The 18,234-nt window shown below is 45.4% G+C and carries 20 protein-coding genes; 7 read left to right on the top strand and 13 right to left on the bottom strand.

Annotated features, from left to right (window positions below):
• Positions 1 to 7: 7 nt before the first annotated feature.
• Positions 8 to 1,438 (top strand): hypothetical protein, encoded by a 1,431-nt coding sequence (locus ACLWBD_RS15965; RefSeq protein WP_413568956.1) that lies wholly within the window; start codon positions 8 to 10, stop codon positions 1,436 to 1,438.
• A 1-nt stretch (position 1,439) separates the two neighbouring features.
• On the opposite strand, the gene ACLWBD_RS15960 is transcribed toward ACLWBD_RS15965, so the two are convergent.
• Entirely contained in the window at positions 1,440 to 1,847 is a 408-nt protein-coding gene (locus tag ACLWBD_RS15960; protein ID WP_063205336.1) for a hypothetical protein, read from the bottom strand.
• Positions 1,848 to 2,085: 238 nt separating this feature from the next.
• On the opposite strand from ACLWBD_RS15960, the gene abc-f reads away from it, so the two are divergent.
• Positions 2,086 to 3,621, top strand: a complete 1,536-nt coding sequence (abc-f, locus tag ACLWBD_RS15955; RefSeq protein WP_413568954.1) for a ribosomal protection-like ABC-F family protein — start codon at positions 2,086 to 2,088, stop codon at positions 3,619 to 3,621.
• A 132-nt stretch (positions 3,622 to 3,753) separates the two neighbouring features.
• Positions 3,754 to 5,184: a hypothetical protein gene (locus ACLWBD_RS15950; RefSeq protein WP_413568953.1), complete on the top strand. Its 1,431-nt coding sequence runs from the start codon at positions 3,754 to 3,756 to the stop codon at positions 5,182 to 5,184.
• On the opposite strand, the gene ACLWBD_RS15945 is transcribed toward ACLWBD_RS15950, so the two are convergent.
• Together ACLWBD_RS15945 and ACLWBD_RS15940 are read right to left on the bottom strand one after the other, a co-directional pair.
• Entirely contained in the window at positions 5,185 to 5,988 is an 804-nt protein-coding gene (locus ACLWBD_RS15945) for a DUF2799 domain-containing protein (RefSeq protein ID WP_063205333.1), read from the bottom strand. It abuts the gene before it with no gap.
• A complete protein-coding gene (locus ACLWBD_RS15940; protein ID WP_413568951.1) occupies positions 5,989 to 7,821 on the bottom strand; it encodes an ATP-binding cassette domain-containing protein in 1,833 nt (610 codons plus the stop codon).
• Positions 7,822 to 7,905: 84 nt separating this feature from the next.
• On the opposite strand from ACLWBD_RS15940, the gene ACLWBD_RS15935 reads away from it, so the two are divergent.
• The gene (locus tag ACLWBD_RS15935) at positions 7,906 to 8,886 is read left to right on the top strand and encodes a hypothetical protein (RefSeq protein WP_155722495.1); all 981 of its coding nucleotides are present in this window, start codon (positions 7,906 to 7,908) and stop codon (positions 8,884 to 8,886) included.
• Positions 8,887 to 8,926: 40 nt separating this feature from the next.
• On the opposite strand, the gene panD is transcribed toward ACLWBD_RS15935, so the two are convergent.
• From panD to ACLWBD_RS15905, 6 genes are read right to left on the bottom strand one after another with little or no spacing between them, the layout of a single operon-like run.
• Positions 8,927 to 9,301: an aspartate 1-decarboxylase gene (gene panD, locus ACLWBD_RS15930; protein WP_063205330.1), complete on the bottom strand. Its 375-nt coding sequence runs from the start codon at positions 9,299 to 9,301 to the stop codon at positions 8,927 to 8,929.
• 16 nt (positions 9,302 to 9,317) lie between these two features.
• Complete coding sequence (locus ACLWBD_RS15925) at positions 9,318 to 10,088, bottom strand: type III pantothenate kinase (RefSeq protein WP_063205329.1); 771 nt, start codon at positions 10,086 to 10,088, stop codon at positions 9,318 to 9,320.
• On the bottom strand, positions 10,085 to 11,350 hold the full coding sequence (gene coaBC / locus ACLWBD_RS15920; RefSeq protein WP_413568949.1) for a bifunctional phosphopantothenoylcysteine decarboxylase/phosphopantothenate--cysteine ligase CoaBC: 1,266 nt from the start codon (positions 11,348 to 11,350) through the stop codon (positions 10,085 to 10,087). Before coaBC ends, ACLWBD_RS15925 begins: the two co-directional genes overlap by 4 nt.
• The gene (panC, locus tag ACLWBD_RS15915; RefSeq protein WP_063205327.1) at positions 11,337 to 12,092 is read right to left on the bottom strand and encodes a pantoate--beta-alanine ligase; all 756 of its coding nucleotides are present in this window, start codon (positions 12,090 to 12,092) and stop codon (positions 11,337 to 11,339) included. Before panC ends, coaBC begins: the two co-directional genes overlap by 14 nt.
• A complete protein-coding gene (gene panB, locus ACLWBD_RS15910) occupies positions 12,089 to 12,880 on the bottom strand; it encodes a 3-methyl-2-oxobutanoate hydroxymethyltransferase (protein WP_063205326.1) in 792 nt (263 codons plus the stop codon). The genes panC and panB overlap by 4 nt, the downstream gene beginning before the upstream one ends.
• Before the next feature lie 7 nt (positions 12,881 to 12,887).
• Positions 12,888 to 13,610 carry a DUF2520 domain-containing protein gene (locus ACLWBD_RS15905; RefSeq protein WP_413568947.1) on the bottom strand — a complete coding sequence of 241 codons (723 nt, stop codon included), beginning with the start codon at positions 13,608 to 13,610 and terminating at the stop codon, positions 12,888 to 12,890.
• 155 nt (positions 13,611 to 13,765) lie between these two features.
• On the opposite strand from ACLWBD_RS15905, the gene ACLWBD_RS15900 reads away from it, so the two are divergent.
• The 3 genes from ACLWBD_RS15900 to ACLWBD_RS15890 are packed head-to-tail and all read left to right on the top strand — an operon-like array spanning position 13,766 to position 15,822.
• Positions 13,766 to 14,500, top strand: coding sequence for a hypothetical protein (locus ACLWBD_RS15900; protein WP_063205324.1), 735 nt, complete (start codon positions 13,766 to 13,768; stop codon positions 14,498 to 14,500).
• A 9-nt stretch (positions 14,501 to 14,509) separates the two neighbouring features.
• Positions 14,510 to 15,100, top strand: coding sequence for a hypothetical protein (locus ACLWBD_RS15895; RefSeq protein WP_413568946.1), 591 nt, complete (start codon positions 14,510 to 14,512; stop codon positions 15,098 to 15,100).
• A gap of 11 nt (positions 15,101 to 15,111) precedes the next feature.
• Complete coding sequence (locus tag ACLWBD_RS15890; RefSeq protein WP_063205322.1) at positions 15,112 to 15,822, top strand: SDR family NAD(P)-dependent oxidoreductase; 711 nt, start codon at positions 15,112 to 15,114, stop codon at positions 15,820 to 15,822.
• 100 nt (positions 15,823 to 15,922) lie between these two features.
• On the opposite strand, the gene ACLWBD_RS15885 is transcribed toward ACLWBD_RS15890, so the two are convergent.
• From ACLWBD_RS15885 to ACLWBD_RS15870, 4 genes are read right to left on the bottom strand one after another with little or no spacing between them, the layout of a single operon-like run.
• On the bottom strand, positions 15,923 to 16,423 hold the full coding sequence (locus tag ACLWBD_RS15885) for an OmpH family outer membrane protein (protein WP_063205321.1): 501 nt from the start codon (positions 16,421 to 16,423) through the stop codon (positions 15,923 to 15,925).
• 14 nt (positions 16,424 to 16,437) lie between these two features.
• Positions 16,438 to 17,289 (bottom strand): DUF4097 family beta strand repeat-containing protein, encoded by an 852-nt coding sequence (locus ACLWBD_RS15880; protein WP_063205320.1) that lies wholly within the window; start codon positions 17,287 to 17,289, stop codon positions 16,438 to 16,440.
• A 9-nt stretch (positions 17,290 to 17,298) separates the two neighbouring features.
• A complete protein-coding gene (locus ACLWBD_RS15875) occupies positions 17,299 to 17,871 on the bottom strand; it encodes a DUF1700 domain-containing protein (RefSeq protein WP_063205319.1) in 573 nt (190 codons plus the stop codon).
• Positions 17,868 to 18,185, bottom strand: coding sequence for a PadR family transcriptional regulator (locus ACLWBD_RS15870; protein ID WP_063205318.1), 318 nt, complete (start codon positions 18,183 to 18,185; stop codon positions 17,868 to 17,870). The genes ACLWBD_RS15875 and ACLWBD_RS15870 overlap by 4 nt, the downstream gene beginning before the upstream one ends.
• Positions 18,186 to 18,234 lie beyond the last annotated feature (49 nt).

Genomic DNA, 18,234 nt, shown 5'->3' with positions numbered 1-18,234 from the left:
TGTTGCTATGGACTCTACTCGAAAATATTGGCATTTAACGACTGCTTTGATGGTTTCGGCTTCCCTTGTTTTGTCAGCCTGTCAAGAAACTAGCCGCAAAGCCTCAGTTCGCGCAGCAGGAAAAGGGACCGGAGCCCAAGTTACTGAGTCCGTGGCTAAGAAAACGGAAGTAGCCAAAAAATATTCTAAAAATATTAAGGATCCACGCAATTTAACAGCGTACAATTCTCATCTTTCCGAACTCTTTAAGGCGTTAGAAAAATCAGGGCAGGTGCCTTGGAGTGGTTTGTTTTCATTGAAAAATTGGATTTTCGGCGGAGTAGATTTAAAGACAATTTCGAATTTTATTTCGGAAGAGTATGAAGTTCGTCATCAACAGGCCGTGGTCCGCCAGACGCAGTTCGAAGTTTTTGTCGATGACAAGGCCTTTGTAACGATAGCCTCTGAAGAACAGGCGAAACTTATTCTAAGACAGTATTTGACGAGTCTTTATTCTCTACGCAATCTTTCGGGCCAGGAACTTTGTACTTTAGCTAAGCAAAGCTTAAACAATACAGAGTGCCAAGCGCTCGCGCAAACTCCAACACCAGAACAAGCGGCGGCGGCTCGAATTGAAGCTTCTAAATCTAAATCGAAATCAGACACGACAGTCGCTAAAACGGCTCCTTCAGTAAGTAGAAAGATGGAACGCGCTGATGAAAATCGGGTCGACCGCGTCTTGGCTCTGATTACTCAAAAAGGTGTGCAGCTGACAGAAGCAGATCTTTTGAAAGAACTTACAGATGCAGGTTTCGATATGCGTCTGTTCTCGTTCAAGTTGGGTAAAGCATCGGAAGTCGCGAACCCCAAGAAATTGACAGACGCACAGGCAGAGGCTCTTTTTAAAGCTGTCATGCAACTTCATGGACAAGAGTCGACCTGCTTTTCTTTGCGTTCGGACAGCAATTCAAAATGCCTCGTGAACGTGGAAAGATCTGATGTGTTTAAAATCCCTGGCCATGCGGGATATCGACTGATCTCTTTGGCGGTCAAAGAAGCTGAAGCAGAGTCTTCTTTGCTGACGGAAGTCTTCTATGAGATGAATGGTCAGGATGTTGTCGAAGTGATGAACTCAAAGAACGAAAAATTGCAGCTTCTTCCGTTGGTCTCAAAAGGGTTAGAAAAGCCTGAGGTTGGAACGAAGTACCGCTTAAATTATTTGGTATTAAAGAAAGTAGAAGCCGAAGGAAAAACTGACTTCGGTCTTTCTGGAGTTTTATCAATCCCTGGCGTACTTAAAAAAGTGACAGTAGTCGACGGAAAAACGGCTTGCGAAGGGGCTTTGGCTGAGGGCAAAGAAAAAGCTCAGGATATTATTTTAATCGCTTCAGATGATAAACTTGTTAGCTCTTTAAAAGAAGTGACGGCGAAGTCTCAACCGACGGCGCCTTGCTGGTAAATTATTGAATAGCCGTGCAGTAATATTCTGGCTGCTCGGCTCCTAAGTCTTCAACGCCACAGGCGATATTGCGGAGCTTTATGTGAGAAGCTCCGTTTTTTTCGCGAGAAACTGGGGCTCCTGCATTCAACAAAGTTAAAAAAAGCTCGGTGGCAGGTCGACCGTTGCATTCCACTTTTATAACGGGTTCGCCTTCTTCGCGTATATCGATAGATCTGCACTCTAGTTGCGGAAGATAGAATTCATAAGCATCTGGTCCGATTGATTTTTTGTATTCAGGGAAGGTGTGAGACAAAGCCCAATAAACCCATTCAGCATTCTCTAGGGCTGACTGGCGAGGTTTGTTTTGAGCAACTGAAGTCATGGGTGCCAGGCACAGTGCCATCGCAAGGATCTTGAATTTAGACATATAAATGTCCTCCGGGATATACCGATGGTTTAAAGAAGATGGCTTAAATACGCAATAGGCGCCTCTATTTGTGACATACATATAATCCTGGCCTGTAGGCTATTGAAAAAAAGCACTCGACTGTGTTAGTCTTGTTCAGTCGGGCTCTAAACCCGACGTCTATGAGAAATTAAATCCGTCATTATTCCTTATTCTAAGAACTTCTTAAGGCCTCTCAGGCTGTTGGACGGATATTATCATGCAAAACAATTTAATACAGGTGACTGGTCAGTCACTGAGCTTTGAGCTTCCTCAAGGTGAAGTGCTGTTTTCAAACATTTCATTTTCGTTAAACTCACTCCGCTGCGGATTGGTGGGGCCTAACGGTGTTGGTAAAAGCACGTTAGCCAAAATTATTGCCGGCGAGCTTGAGCCGACTTCAGGGGTCCTCTTGCGCTCGCATCCGGTGATTTATTTAACTCAGTTCGCGGAAACTGCGGATATCTCGGTAGGTGAGTACCTGATGGAGCTATGGCTAAGCCCTTATGCAGATCCCGCAATTTGGGGAGCTCTTTTACAAAACCTTTCTTTGGAATCTTCGCTCAAAAATTTGAGCGGAGGAGAATGGACGCGCGTTCGAATCGCCAAAGCCTTGGCTTCGCCCGCGGGACTTCTGATTCTGGATGAACCGACCAATAATTTAGACAAAGCTGGACGGCAGATGATTATTGATTTTGTGAAAGCCTATCAAGGAGCTTTGCTGGTCATTAGCCATGATCGGGAACTTCTAAATTATGTCGATACTATCTGGGAACTTTCCAACCAAGGTCTTTCGAGTTACGGCGGGAACTTCACGCATTATCAAGAATTAAAAGAAGCCGAAAGGGAATTGCAGCAAGTAAAAATCGAGCGGGCGCGCAAAGAAAAAAAGAAAATCGAAAAAGAGTATCACGAAAGAATGGACGCGCAGGAAAAACGCATGCGCCGAGGTCAGCGAGTCGCAGACAAGGGCGGTATCCCGCGTATCGTCGCGGGAGGTTTAAAAAGAAGAGCCGAAGTCACTCATGCAAAGGTTCACGTGCATGAGGAAAAGCGTGTGGAAAACGCGACAGAAGGGTTCCGCACTTTGCTGTCTCAGGCAAAAACGGAAACTCTCTTGGGGCTGGAACTTCCAGATGTGGCTTTACCCGAAGGGAAGCTAGTGATTGAAGTGGATGAATTTAACCTGCGCTATCCTCAAAGAGAAAATTTTCTTTGGGAAGAACCCATTTCCTTCTTTATGCGTGGAAACCGGAGATGGGCTTTGGCAGGGGCTAACGGAAGTGGCAAAAGTTCATTAATTCAGGCGCTTTTAAAAAAGTTGCCAGGGAATGTGGAACAAGTCGGCGTGGCCAAGCTGGGGGCGGTGACAGTGGCACTCTTAGACCAGAAGTATTCCTTGCTGGATCCGAATCTGACGGTGATGGAAAACGTGATGCAGACTTCTGCTTACGATGAAATTGAAACGCGCAACAAACTGGCCCGTTTTCAGTTCATGAAAGAAAAAGTGCACCAGCCGGTTGCTACACTGAGTGGAGGTGAAAAGCTGAAGGCGGGGCTTGCAAAAATCCTGCTGGCGGCACCGATGCCTCAGTTGCTGATTCTGGATGAACCGACGAACAACTTAGACCTCCAAAGTCTCGAAATTCTGGAAGCCGCCTTAAACGAATACAAGGGAGCTCTTTTGGTGGTTTCCCATGACGAAGTCTTCTTGGAAAACATCGGGGTTGAGGAGGTCTACCTTTTGCAATCTTAGCTAGTTCATATGCTGGCCCGTTGGTTGACCTCGCTCAGTCTTGTGTGTTTTGGCTTACTTAGCCTGATGGTTCTTCAGATGACGAAGAGGCCGATCTGTATTGATTCCAAGGTTGTCGAAAGAATTGACAGGGTGTCGGCCGATTCTTCTGAAAGCATCTATCGCTGTGCTTTGAATAAAAATGTCCCATTCAGTGCTTACTTCAGTGAGCAGGTGAAGGATTTGAATTATCGTGTGCAGCAAATGGAAAGGCTTCTTGAAAGCATGGAGCCTTTCTATAAGAAAGTGCAGCTAACGATTCTTGAAGACCGTCCTTACTTGTACCGCGTGCAAGGACATCAAATATATATCGGTGCAAAACTTCTGGAGGCCCCAGGGCATTTAGAAAAGGCGTTAGCGAAAATTTGGTACCGCGAACGTAATGAAGCCCTGTTTGCGCAGCAGATTTTAATGGAAGAAGTGATTACCGACTTTATAGTCTATCTCTTGAATGGTGATTTGGATTTAGGTGATCCGCAAACCAAGATTGCTACAGCACTTCGTAAAGTGCGCTGGCCTTTTGTGATCAAATCGGTCCCGGCTTACTGTGAATCTCCTTGGAAGCAGTCAGAGCACTTTGCTGTTTGCTTAGAGCACAAAGAAGATTTGTCCGTAGATCAGCAAGTCGTGGAGTTAAGTTTAAGACCTCTTTTGGTGACGAGCTGGGTGAATTCGTACAAAGGTCTTTCTAGCAGAGAAAGATTCAACTTCGTTCAGAATCTGCCCCGACTTCTGCGTTCCGAACATCAGCCAGCTCTACCTCTGATTGGTATGCACCGATTGGCAGGTATTCAAGAAACCACGCTGCTTAAAGCGGCTGAAGCTATGAAGAATATAAATTCTTTTCTCGCTTCATCGCAGGCAATGAAGGATTCCGAAACGCATCGGATCTTTGCGGCGAATTTCACTAATGAGTTACGCAGTCACGGCTTTCAAGAGGCTTTTGCCGAGGCGTCCTTTGATCTTCTGTTTGTAAGCCCTACGACTTTGACGGAAAAATCCGCTATCTTTGCGCATTTTATGAAGATAGCCAAAGCTTCTCCAAAGGTTCAGATTGCCTTACGAGATCAAGACAATCTTTGGATGCTGCCGTCACGTTTTCCAATTCCTTTAAAATCGTTTGGCCAGATTAAAGCCAACCGCACAGTGGTGGAAAAGTGTGGTGGGTATAACTTCAGTTATGTGATGGATTACGCCAACATCACTGAGAAGCTTTTGGTGGTGGATCACTGTGATACTAATAGAGAAATTCAGTATTCACGTTTTCTGAATGAAGGGGCCGAAGGTTTCGGCGCTCAAAACAAGGGTATCGCGTTTGTTCAGTTTCATTTGCCATCGCTCTTGATGAAGAAAAGTGAGCTTGAGCAAGTTTCTAACGTGTTTGAGTTTATTCAAAAGCGAGATGTGGAGAATCCCTCGTTCAAGAGCCTAGGTTGGCGCGAAGTTCACTGGAGTGAACAGGCCAATGCTTACCAACCCAAAGCCTATGTGGACGCGATTGAATGGTTTCGCGTTCCGAACTAATTACTCGTCTAAACTAGGAAGCTCTTCTTTAAATCCGGTGATTTCAGACAGCTTTGAATTCCTATTATTCTCGAGCTTCTTAATTTCGTTCTCTTTTCCAGAGATATCGTAGTTCAAAGAAGAGATATCTGAATTCAATTGGCTGATGCGATTTTCAATATAACCCAATTGAGCGGGATTGTTATTTGCGACGAAAGCTTTTTGAGTCTCTAACGAATTCAATTCTCCGCGCAGGCCTGTCAGGCGACCTTTTTGAAAATTCAAATCTGACTTCATCGTGCGCATGCGATTGTCGAGCTCACGGACTTCGCTTTCTTTAGTCGAAATCAAAGTTTCAACATACTTCTTGCGACCGCGGCGATATTCTTTAAGAAATGCCGGTTCCATATCTTTTGGACAGATATTTTGATATTTCTTCCCAGAGGTTCCTGCTGTGAAGCCATAGGTTTTGTGGCAGTAAGCTGCGACGCCTTTTTTGTGCTCATTCAGCAAAACATTGATCTGAGGTCCTTCGCAAAGATCGCGCGAAAAGAAATCTCCGCTTTTTCCGACGTTATATGCGTTGGTGTTGCTGCAGTAAATCTGCATGCCGTTTTTAAATCCCAAATCCAGTTGGGATTCTTGAATTTCTGCATCGACCTTGCGACATTCTGTGACCATGGCGTCGGCATTCAGCCATTTTCCGCTCAAGGCGACTTTTTTGCCATGTTCAAACCAGTTGATTGATTCACAGTCTTTGCGTTTGAAATAACTTGCACAAGAAACCAAACTCAAGGCCAAAGCCAGCAATATCCATCTCGACATTTATGATCCTACAAGTTGTTTTAGTTCTGTCTCGAAGTTTTGCTGATCTTCCATCGCCTGAAGCATAGAAGATTCCAGATCTTCGATTTGACCGCTCAGTTCATGCAGCTCTTTTGCAAACGTCGCTGCCTTATCCCCAGAGGCCGTCATTAGTTTTTCGTTTAAAGAATCTCGCATTTGCCCTAATTGGGCAATCTTCTTGTCACAATCTTCAATCTGCTTTTGAGCTTTTTTGATCAAATTTTCTAAGCGTTTGCGCTCTTCTTTATAGTTAAACTTTGCGGGCTCGTCGCTTTTGGTCGTGCTTGCACCTTTGCTGTCTGCCGCCTCAAAAGTTCTTTCTGCCAAGAAGCCTTTTTGCAAACTCCAGACGTACTCATCATAAGTGCCAGGATAAAGGGTCAAAAGGCCATGATTCACTTCCAGGATTTTATTGGCAACACGTCCGATAAAACCACGATCATGGCTGACGGTCACAATCGTGCCTTCGTATTTTTCCAAAGCCGTTGTTAGGGCTTCAACAGTATCGAAGTCTAGATGATTCGTAGGCTCATCCAACAAAAGGAGTGGGGATTTTTGCAAAAGAATTTGTCCCAAAGCCACACGGGACTTTTCGCCTCCGGAAAGCACTTTTACTTTTTTATGAACGGCGTCCCCAGAAAAGAGCAAGCTTCCTGCGATATTTAAAACATCTTGTTGAGTCACTTCTTTATGAGCGGTCGCAGCCATGGCCTCTAAAACAGTGTGCTCGGGATTTAAAGCTTCCGGTGTGTGCTGTGCGAAATAGGAGTAACTGACTTGATGGCCCCATTTGATGGAACCATTCACTAAAGGAATCTGTTCGCCCAGTGATTTAAGCAAAGTAGATTTACCTGCACCATTCAGTCCGACGATACCCAGATGGTTCCCACGTTCTAAACGCAAGGAAACATTTTTAAGAATGACTTTTTCGCCGTATCCGCAATCTGCATTCTCAATCTCCAAAATCATCTTTCCGGTTGGTTGCGCCGGTGGAATATGAATATGCGAATGAGTGGGAGCCGCTTTCATTTCTATGACTTCCATCTTTTCCAAGGCCTTCAGGCGACTTTGCGCCTGGCGGGCTTTGGTGGCTTTCGCACCGAAACGCGTGACGAAATCCATAATGGATTTTCTTTTTGCCTGTTGGGAAAGAATTTGTTTTTGCAAAATCTCGTTCAACATCTGTTTTTGTTCGAAGTAGTCGTCCAGGCTTCCCGGAAACTTCACAATGTCGCCAGATTCAACTTCAAGAATATGGTCGGTGACGCGACGTAAAAACTCGCGATCATGCGAAATTAACAGAAAGGCGCCTTTAAACTCTTGTAAAAAGCTTTCAAGGACTAAGAGGGTTTCCAGATCCAAAAAATTCGTTGGTTCATCCAGCAGCAAAAGATTGGGTTCTTGGCCAATCAGATAAAGAAGCTTCACGCGCATGCGATAGCCGCCGCTGAGCTGTTTTAAATGCGATTGAAAATGCGCTTCCGTCAAACCTAGCTTGAGTCCAAACTGCTTTAATTCCCAAAGAGGCTTGATGCAGTTTTTATCCAGGTATTCTTCCACCTTTTCGTCGACGTTCCATTCAGCTTCTTGTTCAAGGTATCCCAGCCGAAGTTGTTGGGATCGTGTGACGATTCCTTGATCCAGATGTTCTTGATCTACCAAAACTTTAAAGAGAGTCGTTTTGCCAGCGCCATTGGGACCGATGACCCCGACGTGTTCGCCTTCATTGATTGCGAAAGTGGCGTTATCGAAAAGAATCTTTGGACCATAGGCTTTGTGGCCGTCCTGAAGCTGAAGAAGCGTAATACCCATCCGGCGACTGTATCATAGTGAAACAGGCCTCGTAAATAGCCCAGAAATATTCATGGAATTTGGGCGTTTCCCGATAAGTCCCTTATGGAGACAGGGACGTACATGCGCATCAAGATTCTAATTGTTACGGCAACATTTGCTCCAGCGCTTTCTTTTGCGCAAACAACGACGGCGGCTCCGAATCCGGCGAATGCCACTGCGATTTTCCAGTCCATGCAAGCGCAGCAAAATTACATGCTTCAACAACAAGCGGCTGCGGCGCAAACGGCGGCAAATCAAGCGCTGGCAGCTCAAGAAGCGCAAGCTGCAGCAACACAAAAACAAAGTATCTTTCAGCTGATCATGGGCTTCTGTACGAATATGTTCAGTGGTGGCGGTAAACAAAGTGCCATGGGCGCGGACTCGAAGAAAACCGAAGACAACTCTTATGACGTCATGGATGCAGCCTGGGCGGCGCGCGAAAAAGAAGGTTTTATTTACGAAAAGGATCTTGATCGCAACATCGCTCGGGAAGTTGGATCTGATGCCAGTGCAAAAATGGCCAAGGGTTGCGACAATTTTATTAATAAAGAAGGTCAGTTAGGTTCATGGGGATCCTACACTCTTCAACAGATTAAAGAGAAGCCAGACTCTTTCGGTGAAAATATTCCTGACGATATCACAAAGTGGTGTCCGAATTATCCAAAGATGTCTAAAGACCAGCGGGAGCTTTATTGGGTGTGGATTATCATGTCCATGGCTTCTTCAGAATCAAGTTGTAACCCACGAAATGACAATCCCAACGCGCCGAACGGAACCGCAATTGGACTTCTGCAAGTGTGGAAACCAGTATGTCCTAAAGCACGCGACCTTCACGTGCCTTATCAAAACATTCAATGTGGTATCGATTTGTTAGCGAAAGAATTGCAGAATCGCGACACACTGATGACGCCGACATCAAAAGGTCCTGAAGGAACTTATTGGGGCCCTTTACGCAGTGACGATTGGAACAAACGTCGTGGTGGCGATATCTCTGGGGCGCAAAAGACCCGCGCAATCATGAGTCAATACCGCTACTGTAAATAATCATCTTCAAGAAGGGCGGTTGTAAACCGCCCGGTGCTGATTATTTATTATTTTTTCTGTCTTCTTTGCGCTTTTCTTTGACGCGATTTTTAGCGTCTACGAAAACCACAGCAGGTTCGTGTTTTTTAGCTTCGTCCATATTCAGTCCGCAGTAAGCGCAGATGATCACCAGGTCTCCGCGTTGAACGTGGCGAGCGGCAGCTCCGTTAAGACAGATTTCGCCTTTTTTTCCTTTGATCACGTAAGTGGAAAAGCGGGCCCCGTTATTACAATTGTAAATATCTACGCGCTCGTTAATTAATAAACCAGAAGCTTTGATCAAATCCGGACAGACGCTGACGGAACCTTCATAATCAAGGTCAGCTCCCGTAACGGTGGCGCGGTGAATTTTTGCTCTTAACATTGATAAATTCATAGTGATTCCTAATTCCTTACGTATTGTATTGCAAAGCGATTAGCATGCCTTTTAGAACTAAATCCGGCACGATCTCATCAAAGATTTTTTCTTTCTCAAACAGGTAGGCAAAGCCACCAGTTCCGATAACGAGCGGTTTTTCTCCTTGGAAACATTCCTTCGTGATTCTATCACTTAATTCCCGGATCGTTCCTAAGTGGCCGTAAAAAAGTCCAGATTGAATGCTTTCCACCGTCGAGCGGCCTAAGGCTTCGTGCATAGAAACGATTTCAACTGAAGGAAGTTTCGCCGTTTTACTTTCCAAAGCTTCCATACAAAGGCGAAGACCCGCCACGATAGATCCCCCCAAGTAGTCTTTTTCTTTCGTGACGGCACAGAATGTGGTTGCCGTGCCCAAATCGACGATAATCAGGTTTTTCCCGGGGTAAAGGTGAGTCGCCGCAATCGTATTGGCAATGCGGTCGGCGCCGACCTCAAGTGGATTGCGGTACTTTACTTTCAATCCTGTTTTGACGCCTGCTTGGAGGATGAATGGATTGATATTGAAATACTTCATGCAAGCTCCACGAAGAGAATAAATCACCTCGGGAACGACACTGCAGATAGCGATTTGCTTGATCTTAGATGGATCATAGCCATTTTCACGAATAGCGCTTCTTAAAAAGATTCCGGTCTCATCAGAAGAAGCTCCGCTTTTGGAGTTCTTACGGAACGAAAGAACCATTTTGTCTTTATCAAAAAGACCGGCATAGATTTGAGTGTTTCCCACATCAAGACATAAAATCATAAAGTATCCTTAGGCATTAGTGCGTGGATCAATTCACTGGAAAGTCTTTCTAAGCTTTCGCAAGCCACTGCACTCGATGGCGAGTGCAAAGTGAACTTATGTGTTTTGTTAACAATATCGATATCGGTCATGTCGTTATGAACGACGAAGTCCGCGTGAGAACCCTGAAACAACTTGTTTACGGCTTTTTGCTTTTCTTCGGTCGAAGCATGGCTGGTCAGTTTAAACGCGATGACTTGAAGGCTTTTATTTTTTGAATAGTCTTTCAAACGATCGACAATCTTATGATTGCGTTTCAAATGAATGTTCAAGTGGTCGGCATCCGAACTGACCTTTTTTACTTCGAAAGGACGATGTTTGACGCCATTGACTTCAATGCTATCGACGGAGTAGTCGCTGACTGCCGCTGCATGAATCACATGCGTGAATTCTTCGCTGGAAAGATAGTTTTTCATCTTTTCATCAAGGCTAGCAAAGCTCGTGAAGAAATCCTGTCGAGTCACGTGTTCGGCTTTTGCAGATCCATGAGCTTGCAACAATGTTACGTCAAAACCCATTTGCGTAAGGCTTTCGGCGATTGTCACACCTGTTTTGCCCGAGCTCAGGTTGCTGATAACGCGTACAGTGTCGATAGGTTCTTGTGTTCCGCCTGCCGTAACCAACACTTTGACTTTGCTGGCGGTTTTAAAGCTGATCGCTTCTGAAGGAACGGCGGCTCCTTTGTTCTGAAGCGCTTCCAGCGTGAATTTTAATATCAGATCAGGTTCAAGAAGTTTTCCCCAGCCTTCTTCGCCGCAAGCCAGAATGCCTGAAGCAGTTTCTAGAATCTGTAGTCCCATGTCGCGTAGGGTTTGCAAAGACTTTTGCGTCACCGGGTGCTTATACATGCTCGTGTTCATTGCCGGAGCAATAAGGAAAGGCTTCTTAAAGTCATGAGCGAGGAAAAGAGTTTGCACTAAATCATCGCCTACGCCCTGAGCGGCTTTATTGATAAAGCTGGCCGTCGCTGGAGCTACTAAAACAACGTCGGCCCATCTCATAAGATGAATATGGTCCATGACATTGCCAGCGGCATACATGTCGCTCACGACAGGTTTTCCAGTCAAGCCTTCAAGTGTCGCATTGCCAACGAATTTTAATGCCGAAGGAGTCGCTACAACCTGCACTTCGCAGTTTGCTTGAACCAGCCTAGAAACTACGTGGCAGGCTTTGTAACAGGCAATCGAGCCTGTCATAATAAAAAGGACTTTAGATTTCGACATTGTCTATCAACCTCACTTCACCCAATTTCGCCGCGACAAAGCGGCGTGACCCCACGTCAGTGACGTAATCAACGGCAAAACCCTGAGCTTGAAGTTTTGCCGTAGCCTCTTCAGCACTTTTGCTTTCAGTTATAGCTTTGTATATGGCCGGTGCGATTCTTCTTTCTTCAGCCGTCAATCGAGTGTTGCGGGAGCTCATGGCAAGACCGTCTTGCTCACGCACTGTCGCGACGGGGACTATCTCCAGATTCATAAAAAAGGCATCCACCATTCCGCGAATCAAGGATAGCTGTTGGAAGTCTTTTTCACCGAAGTAAGCCTTGCTTGGACTTACCAGATTAAAAAGCTTCATCACAACTGACAAAACTCCGTCGAAGTGACCCGGCCGATGGGCGCCGTCTAAAAGTAAAGAATAGTCGTTCTCTGAAACCTTGTAGCGGTACTTATCCGGATACATTTCCTCATAGTTGGGGAAAAAGACCGCGTCGACGCCATTCATCTCGGCCATTGCAAAATCTTGCTCCCAGGTTTTTGGATACTTCGCCAGATCCTTCGGGTCGTTGAACTGCGTAGGGTTTACAAAAATGGAAAGGACGACCAAGTCGTTTTCTTTGCGAGCACGTTTGATCAACTCTTCATGGCCCGCATGCAAAGCTCCCATCGTCGGGACAAAGCCGATCGTTCCCACCTTGTTTTTTCGCCAAGCTTTCATTTCTGAAGGAGAGTGCAGAACTTCGCTCATGAATAACTCTCTTTCTCGGTTGGAAATTTTCCTTGAACGACTTCTTGATGGTAAGTGTTGAAGGCCTCTTTCATTGTTTCAAAACCATTGAAGTATTGTTTTAGAAATTTAGGTTTAAAACCCGGAGTCATTCCTAACATGTCCTGCAGAACCAGAACCTGGCCGTCACAATCTGGGCCTCCGCCAATACCAATAGTCGGAATCTCAAGTGATGCCGTGATTTCTTTGGCAAGATTTGAAGGAACACATTCAAGTACGATGGAAAAAGCGCCGGCTTCCTGAAGTTGCAAGGCGTGCTCTTTAATTTTTTTCTGGGCCTTTTCATCACGACCTTGAACTTTAAAACCACCCAGCTGATTTACTGACTGCGGGGTTAATCCTAAATGTCCCATCACTGGAACGCCCGAATCGACAAGGTGTCTTACGAGCTCAATATTTCCGGAAGCACCTTCAAGTTTTACCGCGTGAGCACCGGCTTTCATGATCTTTTCTACGTATGTCATGTTAGCAGTCAGGCCTTTGCGGTAACTCATGAACGGTAAATCACCTACAACAAACTTGTCTCCGGCTCCGCGCACGACGGCGGCAGTATGTAAAGCCATCATATTCACAGAGGCATTTAAGGTTGTTTTATGCCCGTGCATTGTCATAGCCAAAGAGTCACCCACTAATAGGCAGTCCACATCGCTTTCTGCTAGGATGCGTGCGAAAGTGTAGTCATAACAAGTGACCATGGATATCTTTTCTTTTTTTGCTTTCTTATTCTGAAAATCTAAAATGGTTTTCATAGCAGCCTCACTTTTGCGGGTAATCGGGCCAGTGGGTTTTTAAAAAGGCTTCGTACACAGGAAGATACAAGTCTTGGGAAAGCGCTTGTAAATTCGCGTGGACGGTTTCGGCATCCTTGCGCACTAAGGGGCCGGTCAAAGCCTGTGTTGGATTTTGAAAAGTATTTGCCAGATTTTTTTCGATGTAGAGGTGAGCCGCCTCAGCTGGAATATTCATCTCGGAAAATCCCTGCAACATTTTGTTCACAAGTAGAGTGACGAAGTTACCACCTAAAACGCAGTAAGCGTGATAACGTGCCTTTGCTTCGGGAGGCAGAACAGAAAAAGGATTCGTGAATACCGGAATGGCTTCTTGGAGGGATCGAGCTCCGGTTATCGTGAAATGAATCTTTTGATAAAACGAAAGATCATAAAGCTCGGGACCAAAAGTCATCAACGGGTGCGCCGCGATCATATCTTCAAAATGATGAGCGCCTGAAAAGTGCACGAAGACTTTATCATGACCGGCTAGATGTTGACGGTAAAATCCTAAGAGCGCCGAATCACTTATCGCGAGCAAGACGTGAGAAGATTTCGCGACTTTTCTTGCTAGCGCGTGGGGGTCTTGCGAGCGATCCCAAGTTTCAAAATGTTGATTGAGTAAGTGAAAATAATAGCCCAAGTGTCGGGCGACGCGGCCAGAGCCAATAATTAAATAAGAAAAAGAAGAATTTGTATTCGTCGCCTTCATATAAGTGGGTACCTGTCCTAGGGATCAAGTCCTATGTAATGTTCGCAACCTAGCATAATTCTAACAGATTACAATGAGGATTGCCACGCTGCGACGAATGGCGTGCGTAGCGCCGTAACTAGACTTCGCTCATATTCTGCGCGACCTTCGGCCCCATGAAATACATTTATTGGGCTTGTGCTACCGCCGTGATCGCTTTGGGTATTTATTTTGCGATGAATTTCTCTATTCAGCCGCAAAGCATTCCCAAGATCAAATTTTCTCAAGTCACGACTCCGGAAGAGTTGGGAAAGGGTGTCTACGAACGTCTTCGCTTAGAGGTCAAAGAAGCGCCGGTTGTTTTGTTCGGTGTCACTCCTAACCAAATCGAAGACATGGAGCTTCTGCGCGGATTCTTTGAAGCCAATCAAGAGGCCGGATCCAAATATGACGTGATCGTGGTGGAGCCCATGTTGCCTTATGTGGAGCTTTTTAATTCCAACATGCGCGTGGATATCAAAAACGAAATGGATCGCTTCGTGGACGGCGTAAAGAAGGCTCGAGAGCAGGGTTTGCGGGTGGCAGCCATCGTGCCTAACATTTATTCTTCGCAACTATTAAAGAAAAATCCTGCCAATCGTTTGAAAGAAGAGTACAAGCTCGATGTAGTCAGTTTTTCTGTCACGAAGTTTCCGGTGACTCGTCAGCAAGAAGAGTCCTTCGAACCCAAATGCGTGATCGAAGAAGGTAAAGATTTATCGGGTACAGGTCCATTGGGGTGCATGATTCAAAACATCGCTCGCAAGACCTACCGTAAGAAATTTGAAGACAATAAATTTTCGGGAATGATGGAACAAACGGGTGCGAAAGATTACATCATTTTGTTCAACCGCAATGCGGGTTCTCGATAGGGGGAAATTATGAAAATGTTCGTAGCCGCTTTAACAATGGCTTTGTCTTTCAATGCCGTTGCCGGCAGTAATTTGGAAGGCACATGGATGAGCGAAGACGGTCGCGCGACGGTTCGCTTGGTTGAATTCGATGGTCTTTTGACTTTGAATACTCGCAGCTATTACTACAATGGCGCACCTTCTGATTATTTCTTTTCTTTCCGAGTACCGAAAAATCGTGATGTGCAACCAGGAGAAATTCTTGAAGGTCGCATCCGCAGCGTCGACGGCTTCTATGGTTGTCTTTTTGAAGAGCCCGCAAAAGCTCAGCTGACTCATGATGGCCGATTGAAACTTCATTATCCACTTCTTACATTCCATCGTGAAACTCGTTCCGTTGTGGATCGCGACGGCCGTGGTGGTTATCGCCGTGTCGTTGACTGGAACGGTTGGGGCTGGGTGGAAACTGTTTATCACTTTCCTATCGAGCGCTGGCGCGTGATTTCCAGTGAGTGTGTTATTGATGCACGCAACTGGTCTACGGGTGTATTAGTGCCGGTTCCCGTTGATGGCGGTGGCGGCGGCGCGGGCCCTGACTTCCCAGTTCCACGTCCTCAGTAAGGAAAAAGTTCATGAAAAAGATTGCTATCGTCACCGGTGCCAATCGTGGTTTGGGTCTTGCGACAAGTGAGGCCCTGGCGCAAAGAGGTTTCAAAGTGGTGATGGCCATGCGAAATCCCGATAAAGCTCAAAAGCAGATCAATGCCTTCAAAATGAAGGACTTGGATGTTGTTCCGATGAAGCTGGATCTTTCGCAGGAAAAAAGTATTAATGAATTCGTTGAAAATATCCGCAAAGATTTTGGCTTTGTGGATGTTCTTGTGAATAACGCCGGAATTCTTATTGATAGTGAGGACGGTGGAAATTCTTCTTTATTTAAAACAAAAGCTTCCACAATCCAAAAAACATTTGCGACGAACACCTTAGGTCCTTTTTTGCTGACGCAGAAAATCTTTCCGTTGATGCAACAAGAAGGCTACGGGCGTATTGTCAATGTCTCAAGCGGAATGGCTCAGCTGTCAGTTCCTCAAAATGCTTCAGCGTCTTACCGTATATCTAAAACGGCTCTGAACATGGTGACGAATCTTTTTGCTTCGGAAGTTCAAGGTGCTGATATCTGCGTGAACTCTGTATCGCCCGGCTGGGTGCGTACAGACATGGGTGGCCCGCATGCAGACCGTACGGTAGAGCAGGGAATTAAAGGCATCATCTGGGCAGCCACTCTTCCTAAGGGTGGTCCTAACGGTGGCTTCTTCCGCGATGGCGATCCTTTGCCTTGGTAAAAGGTGCCTAGGGACTTTTTACGCTCGCGTTCATTTAAAATAAAAAAGGGAAGAAGGTGCAACTCCTTCTTCCCTAAAACGAAAGGAACGCGGGAACAACCTATTTTTCTTTTTCGTAAGCCTTCACCACATCTTCAGTGAGATCCACTTCCGCGACCGAGTAGACGATCATGCGCGTGTCCTGAAGAACCATGGTAAATCCTTTTTCTTTTGAAACCTGAGCGATGACTTTTTCCATTTTTTCTAAGATAGGAGCCGTCAGCTGCTCTTGCTTCTTTTGGATCTCGTTCTGACTTTTCGCCATGGAATCACGAAAGGCCATAACGGCTTTTTGATATTCTATTTGTTTTGCCTTGAAAGCCTCTTCAGACATCACGGCTTTTTTCTTTTCAAGGTCTTGAGCCATGGTCTTGAGCTCAGCTTCTTTTTTCTCGAAGTTTTTCTTTTCAGATTCGAATTGCGCATCTAGTTCTGCCGTCGCTTTTTTTCCAGCCGAAGTAGCTTTGATAGCTTTTTGCATATCAACGAATCCAATTTTTGCTTCAGCCATCGCTGTCATTGCGGCAAGAACAAGAGCACCTGTAATTAAAAGATTTTTCATAAGACCTTCCTTAGTTATTCAATCTCGATATCGCCACTCGTTGTGGAAACACTCACACCGATGTTGCCATTTTTATTACTGCCGTGGCTATTATGAATTTCGCCAGAGACAGATTTTAATGAGAAGCGAAGTTTATCTGACGGGGCCATTTTTATTTTCACATCGCCTGAAATTGACGTAAAAGCCACCTCTGCCGGAGTCAGTGTCGATACTTCTAGATCTCCACTGACCGACTTTCCAGTCACTTTCTGAGCTGAGATGTCTTCGGCTTTGATATCCGCAGAGACACTGTGTAGAGCGATGGATTGCGTCTGAATCTGTTTTAAAATCACATCACCAGCAACGGTTTTAATCGCCAATTCATCGGTAAGCGTGTTTTCCATCACAACATTTCCGTTGACGGTCACGATGTCGATATTCTTCGCTAACGAAGGGGGAACTTCGATTCGCACGTCAAGCTCGCTGGTCGCCTCATCTTCAGGCTGCTGAATAATGATTTCGTCTGCTTGAACTTCCGTTTTTAAAAGGCGGGGGGCTTTGCTTTTATCTAAACGTCCGGTCGCTGAGACGATGATGTTTTCGCCGATTCCTTTTTTAAAGGACACCGTGGCATTGATCGACTTAAATGAAACTTTCTTTACGGGAGGGGCAAAGTTCCATGTGTCTTTAGTTTCTTCCCAGCCAGCGTCTGCTTTGCTGATGCCACCGACGTGAATACGTACGTTGTAGTTGTCTTCGATTTTACTTAATAAAGTGGGATCTTGTTCGTAGGCTTTACTTCCGGCATAGGTAGCAAGACTCAGGCAAGCCACCGTCCAAATTGTAAACGCGATAAAGAACTTCCCAAATAGACCCAGAGATTTCATTTGAGGCTCCTATTTTTGTAGAATGAATTTTAAATTCCACTGCAGATAGCTGATGATCGCTAACACAATGTACTTAGTGATGACGAACATCACCATGCCACCAAGAATCGCAAGACCAAGAAGGCCAAAGCTTGTCGACAGTCCCGTGACCCACGCCCAGGCCCCTGCAGAGACGGTTCCTAAAAAAGGCAGCATCGAAAGAAGTGCAAGACTCGCGGATCCGATAGCTACAGAGACCGCCCAGCCCGAAGCCAGCAGAGCGAAAATCACAACGCCGGGAATAAAAAGAATCAGGAAATTAAAAGGGGCGATCACCAATAAACGGCCAATCACCGTCACTGCCAAACTTAAGTTAAATCCCTTTTCCGGATTTTTGATTTCGCTGATCAAGCTTTCGGTTTGATATGCTTTAGCGATGACGGAGGGAAAGCCTAAACCTTCGCAAATTTCCACTTCCGTTTTGCCTTTGCTAAGGCCATGCACAAAATGTTCTTCGTAGTCTGTCAGAATATCTTGAACATTTTGAACTTTGTTTTTTTCAAGCTCCTCTTTCAGATTTTTTAGAAACTCTTGTTTCGTCATATAATGTCCCTGCCAATTAATTTTTCGATTTGTTGATTGAATTCCACCCACTGCTTGAACTGTTCCTTTTGGAACTCTTTACCTAGCTTGGTAATCCGATAGTATTTGCGCGGAGGTCCTTCCGAGGATTCCTGCAGGTAGGTTTCAAAATATTTTTCCTCGGTCAAGCGGCGCAAAATGGGGTACAGAGTGCCTTCTGAAATTTCTAAAACCTTAGAAATTTCCTCCACCAATTCATAGCCGTAGTAGTCTTTGCGACCGATCAGGGTGAGCACCGAAAGTTCAAGCACACCTTTTTTAAACTGAGCATTCATAACAACGCCTTTCCAGTACCAAGCTATGCTAGGTACTGTGTAATGTAAA

The sequence above is a fragment of the Bdellovibrio sp. HCB117 genome (genome assembly GCF_047305915.1).
In the GTDB taxonomy this organism is placed as follows: Bacteria; Bdellovibrionota; Bdellovibrionia; order Bdellovibrionales; family Bdellovibrionaceae; genus Bdellovibrio; species Bdellovibrio bacteriovorus_B.
This window is presented reverse-complemented; position numbering and strand designations above follow the sequence as displayed.

Excerpts from the sequence above, each read along its gene's own strand:
- ACLWBD_RS15965 (WP_413568956.1), top strand. The coding sequence starts at position 8 with ATGGACTCTACTCGAAAATATTGGCATTTAACGACTGCTTTGATGGTT.
- ACLWBD_RS15960 (WP_063205336.1), bottom strand. The coding sequence starts at position 1,847 with ATGTCTAAATTCAAGATCCTTGCGATGGCACTGTGCCTGGCACCCATG.
- abc-f (WP_413568954.1), top strand. The coding sequence starts at position 2,086 with ATGCAAAACAATTTAATACAGGTGACTGGTCAGTCACTGAGCTTTGAG.
- ACLWBD_RS15945 (WP_063205333.1), bottom strand. The coding sequence starts at position 5,988 with ATGTCGAGATGGATATTGCTGGCTTTGGCCTTGAGTTTGGTTTCTTGT.
- ACLWBD_RS15940 (WP_413568951.1), bottom strand. The coding sequence starts at position 7,821 with ATGGGTATTACGCTTCTTCAGCTTCAGGACGGCCACAAAGCCTATGGT.
- ACLWBD_RS15935 (WP_155722495.1), top strand. The coding sequence starts at position 7,906 with ATGGAGACAGGGACGTACATGCGCATCAAGATTCTAATTGTTACGGCA.
- panD (WP_063205330.1), bottom strand. The coding sequence starts at position 9,301 with ATGAATTTATCAATGTTAAGAGCAAAAATTCACCGCGCCACCGTTACG.
- ACLWBD_RS15925 (WP_063205329.1), bottom strand. The coding sequence starts at position 10,088 with ATGATTTTATGTCTTGATGTGGGAAACACTCAAATCTATGCCGGTCTT.
- coaBC (WP_413568949.1), bottom strand. The coding sequence starts at position 11,350 with ATGTCGAAATCTAAAGTCCTTTTTATTATGACAGGCTCGATTGCCTGT.
- panC (WP_063205327.1), bottom strand. The coding sequence starts at position 12,092 with ATGAGCGAAGTTCTGCACTCTCCTTCAGAAATGAAAGCTTGGCGAAAA.
- panB (WP_063205326.1), bottom strand. The coding sequence starts at position 12,880 with ATGAAAACCATTTTAGATTTTCAGAATAAGAAAGCAAAAAAAGAAAAG.
- ACLWBD_RS15905 (WP_413568947.1), bottom strand. The coding sequence starts at position 13,610 with ATGAAGGCGACGAATACAAATTCTTCTTTTTCTTATTTAATTATTGGC.
- ACLWBD_RS15900 (WP_063205324.1), top strand. The coding sequence starts at position 13,766 with ATGAAATACATTTATTGGGCTTGTGCTACCGCCGTGATCGCTTTGGGT.
- ACLWBD_RS15895 (WP_413568946.1), top strand. The coding sequence starts at position 14,510 with ATGAAAATGTTCGTAGCCGCTTTAACAATGGCTTTGTCTTTCAATGCC.
- ACLWBD_RS15890 (WP_063205322.1), top strand. The coding sequence starts at position 15,112 with ATGAAAAAGATTGCTATCGTCACCGGTGCCAATCGTGGTTTGGGTCTT.
- ACLWBD_RS15885 (WP_063205321.1), bottom strand. The coding sequence starts at position 16,423 with ATGAAAAATCTTTTAATTACAGGTGCTCTTGTTCTTGCCGCAATGACA.
- ACLWBD_RS15880 (WP_063205320.1), bottom strand. The coding sequence starts at position 17,289 with ATGAAATCTCTGGGTCTATTTGGGAAGTTCTTTATCGCGTTTACAATT.
- ACLWBD_RS15875 (WP_063205319.1), bottom strand. The coding sequence starts at position 17,871 with ATGACGAAACAAGAGTTTCTAAAAAATCTGAAAGAGGAGCTTGAAAAA.
- ACLWBD_RS15870 (WP_063205318.1), bottom strand. The coding sequence starts at position 18,185 with ATGAATGCTCAGTTTAAAAAAGGTGTGCTTGAACTTTCGGTGCTCACC.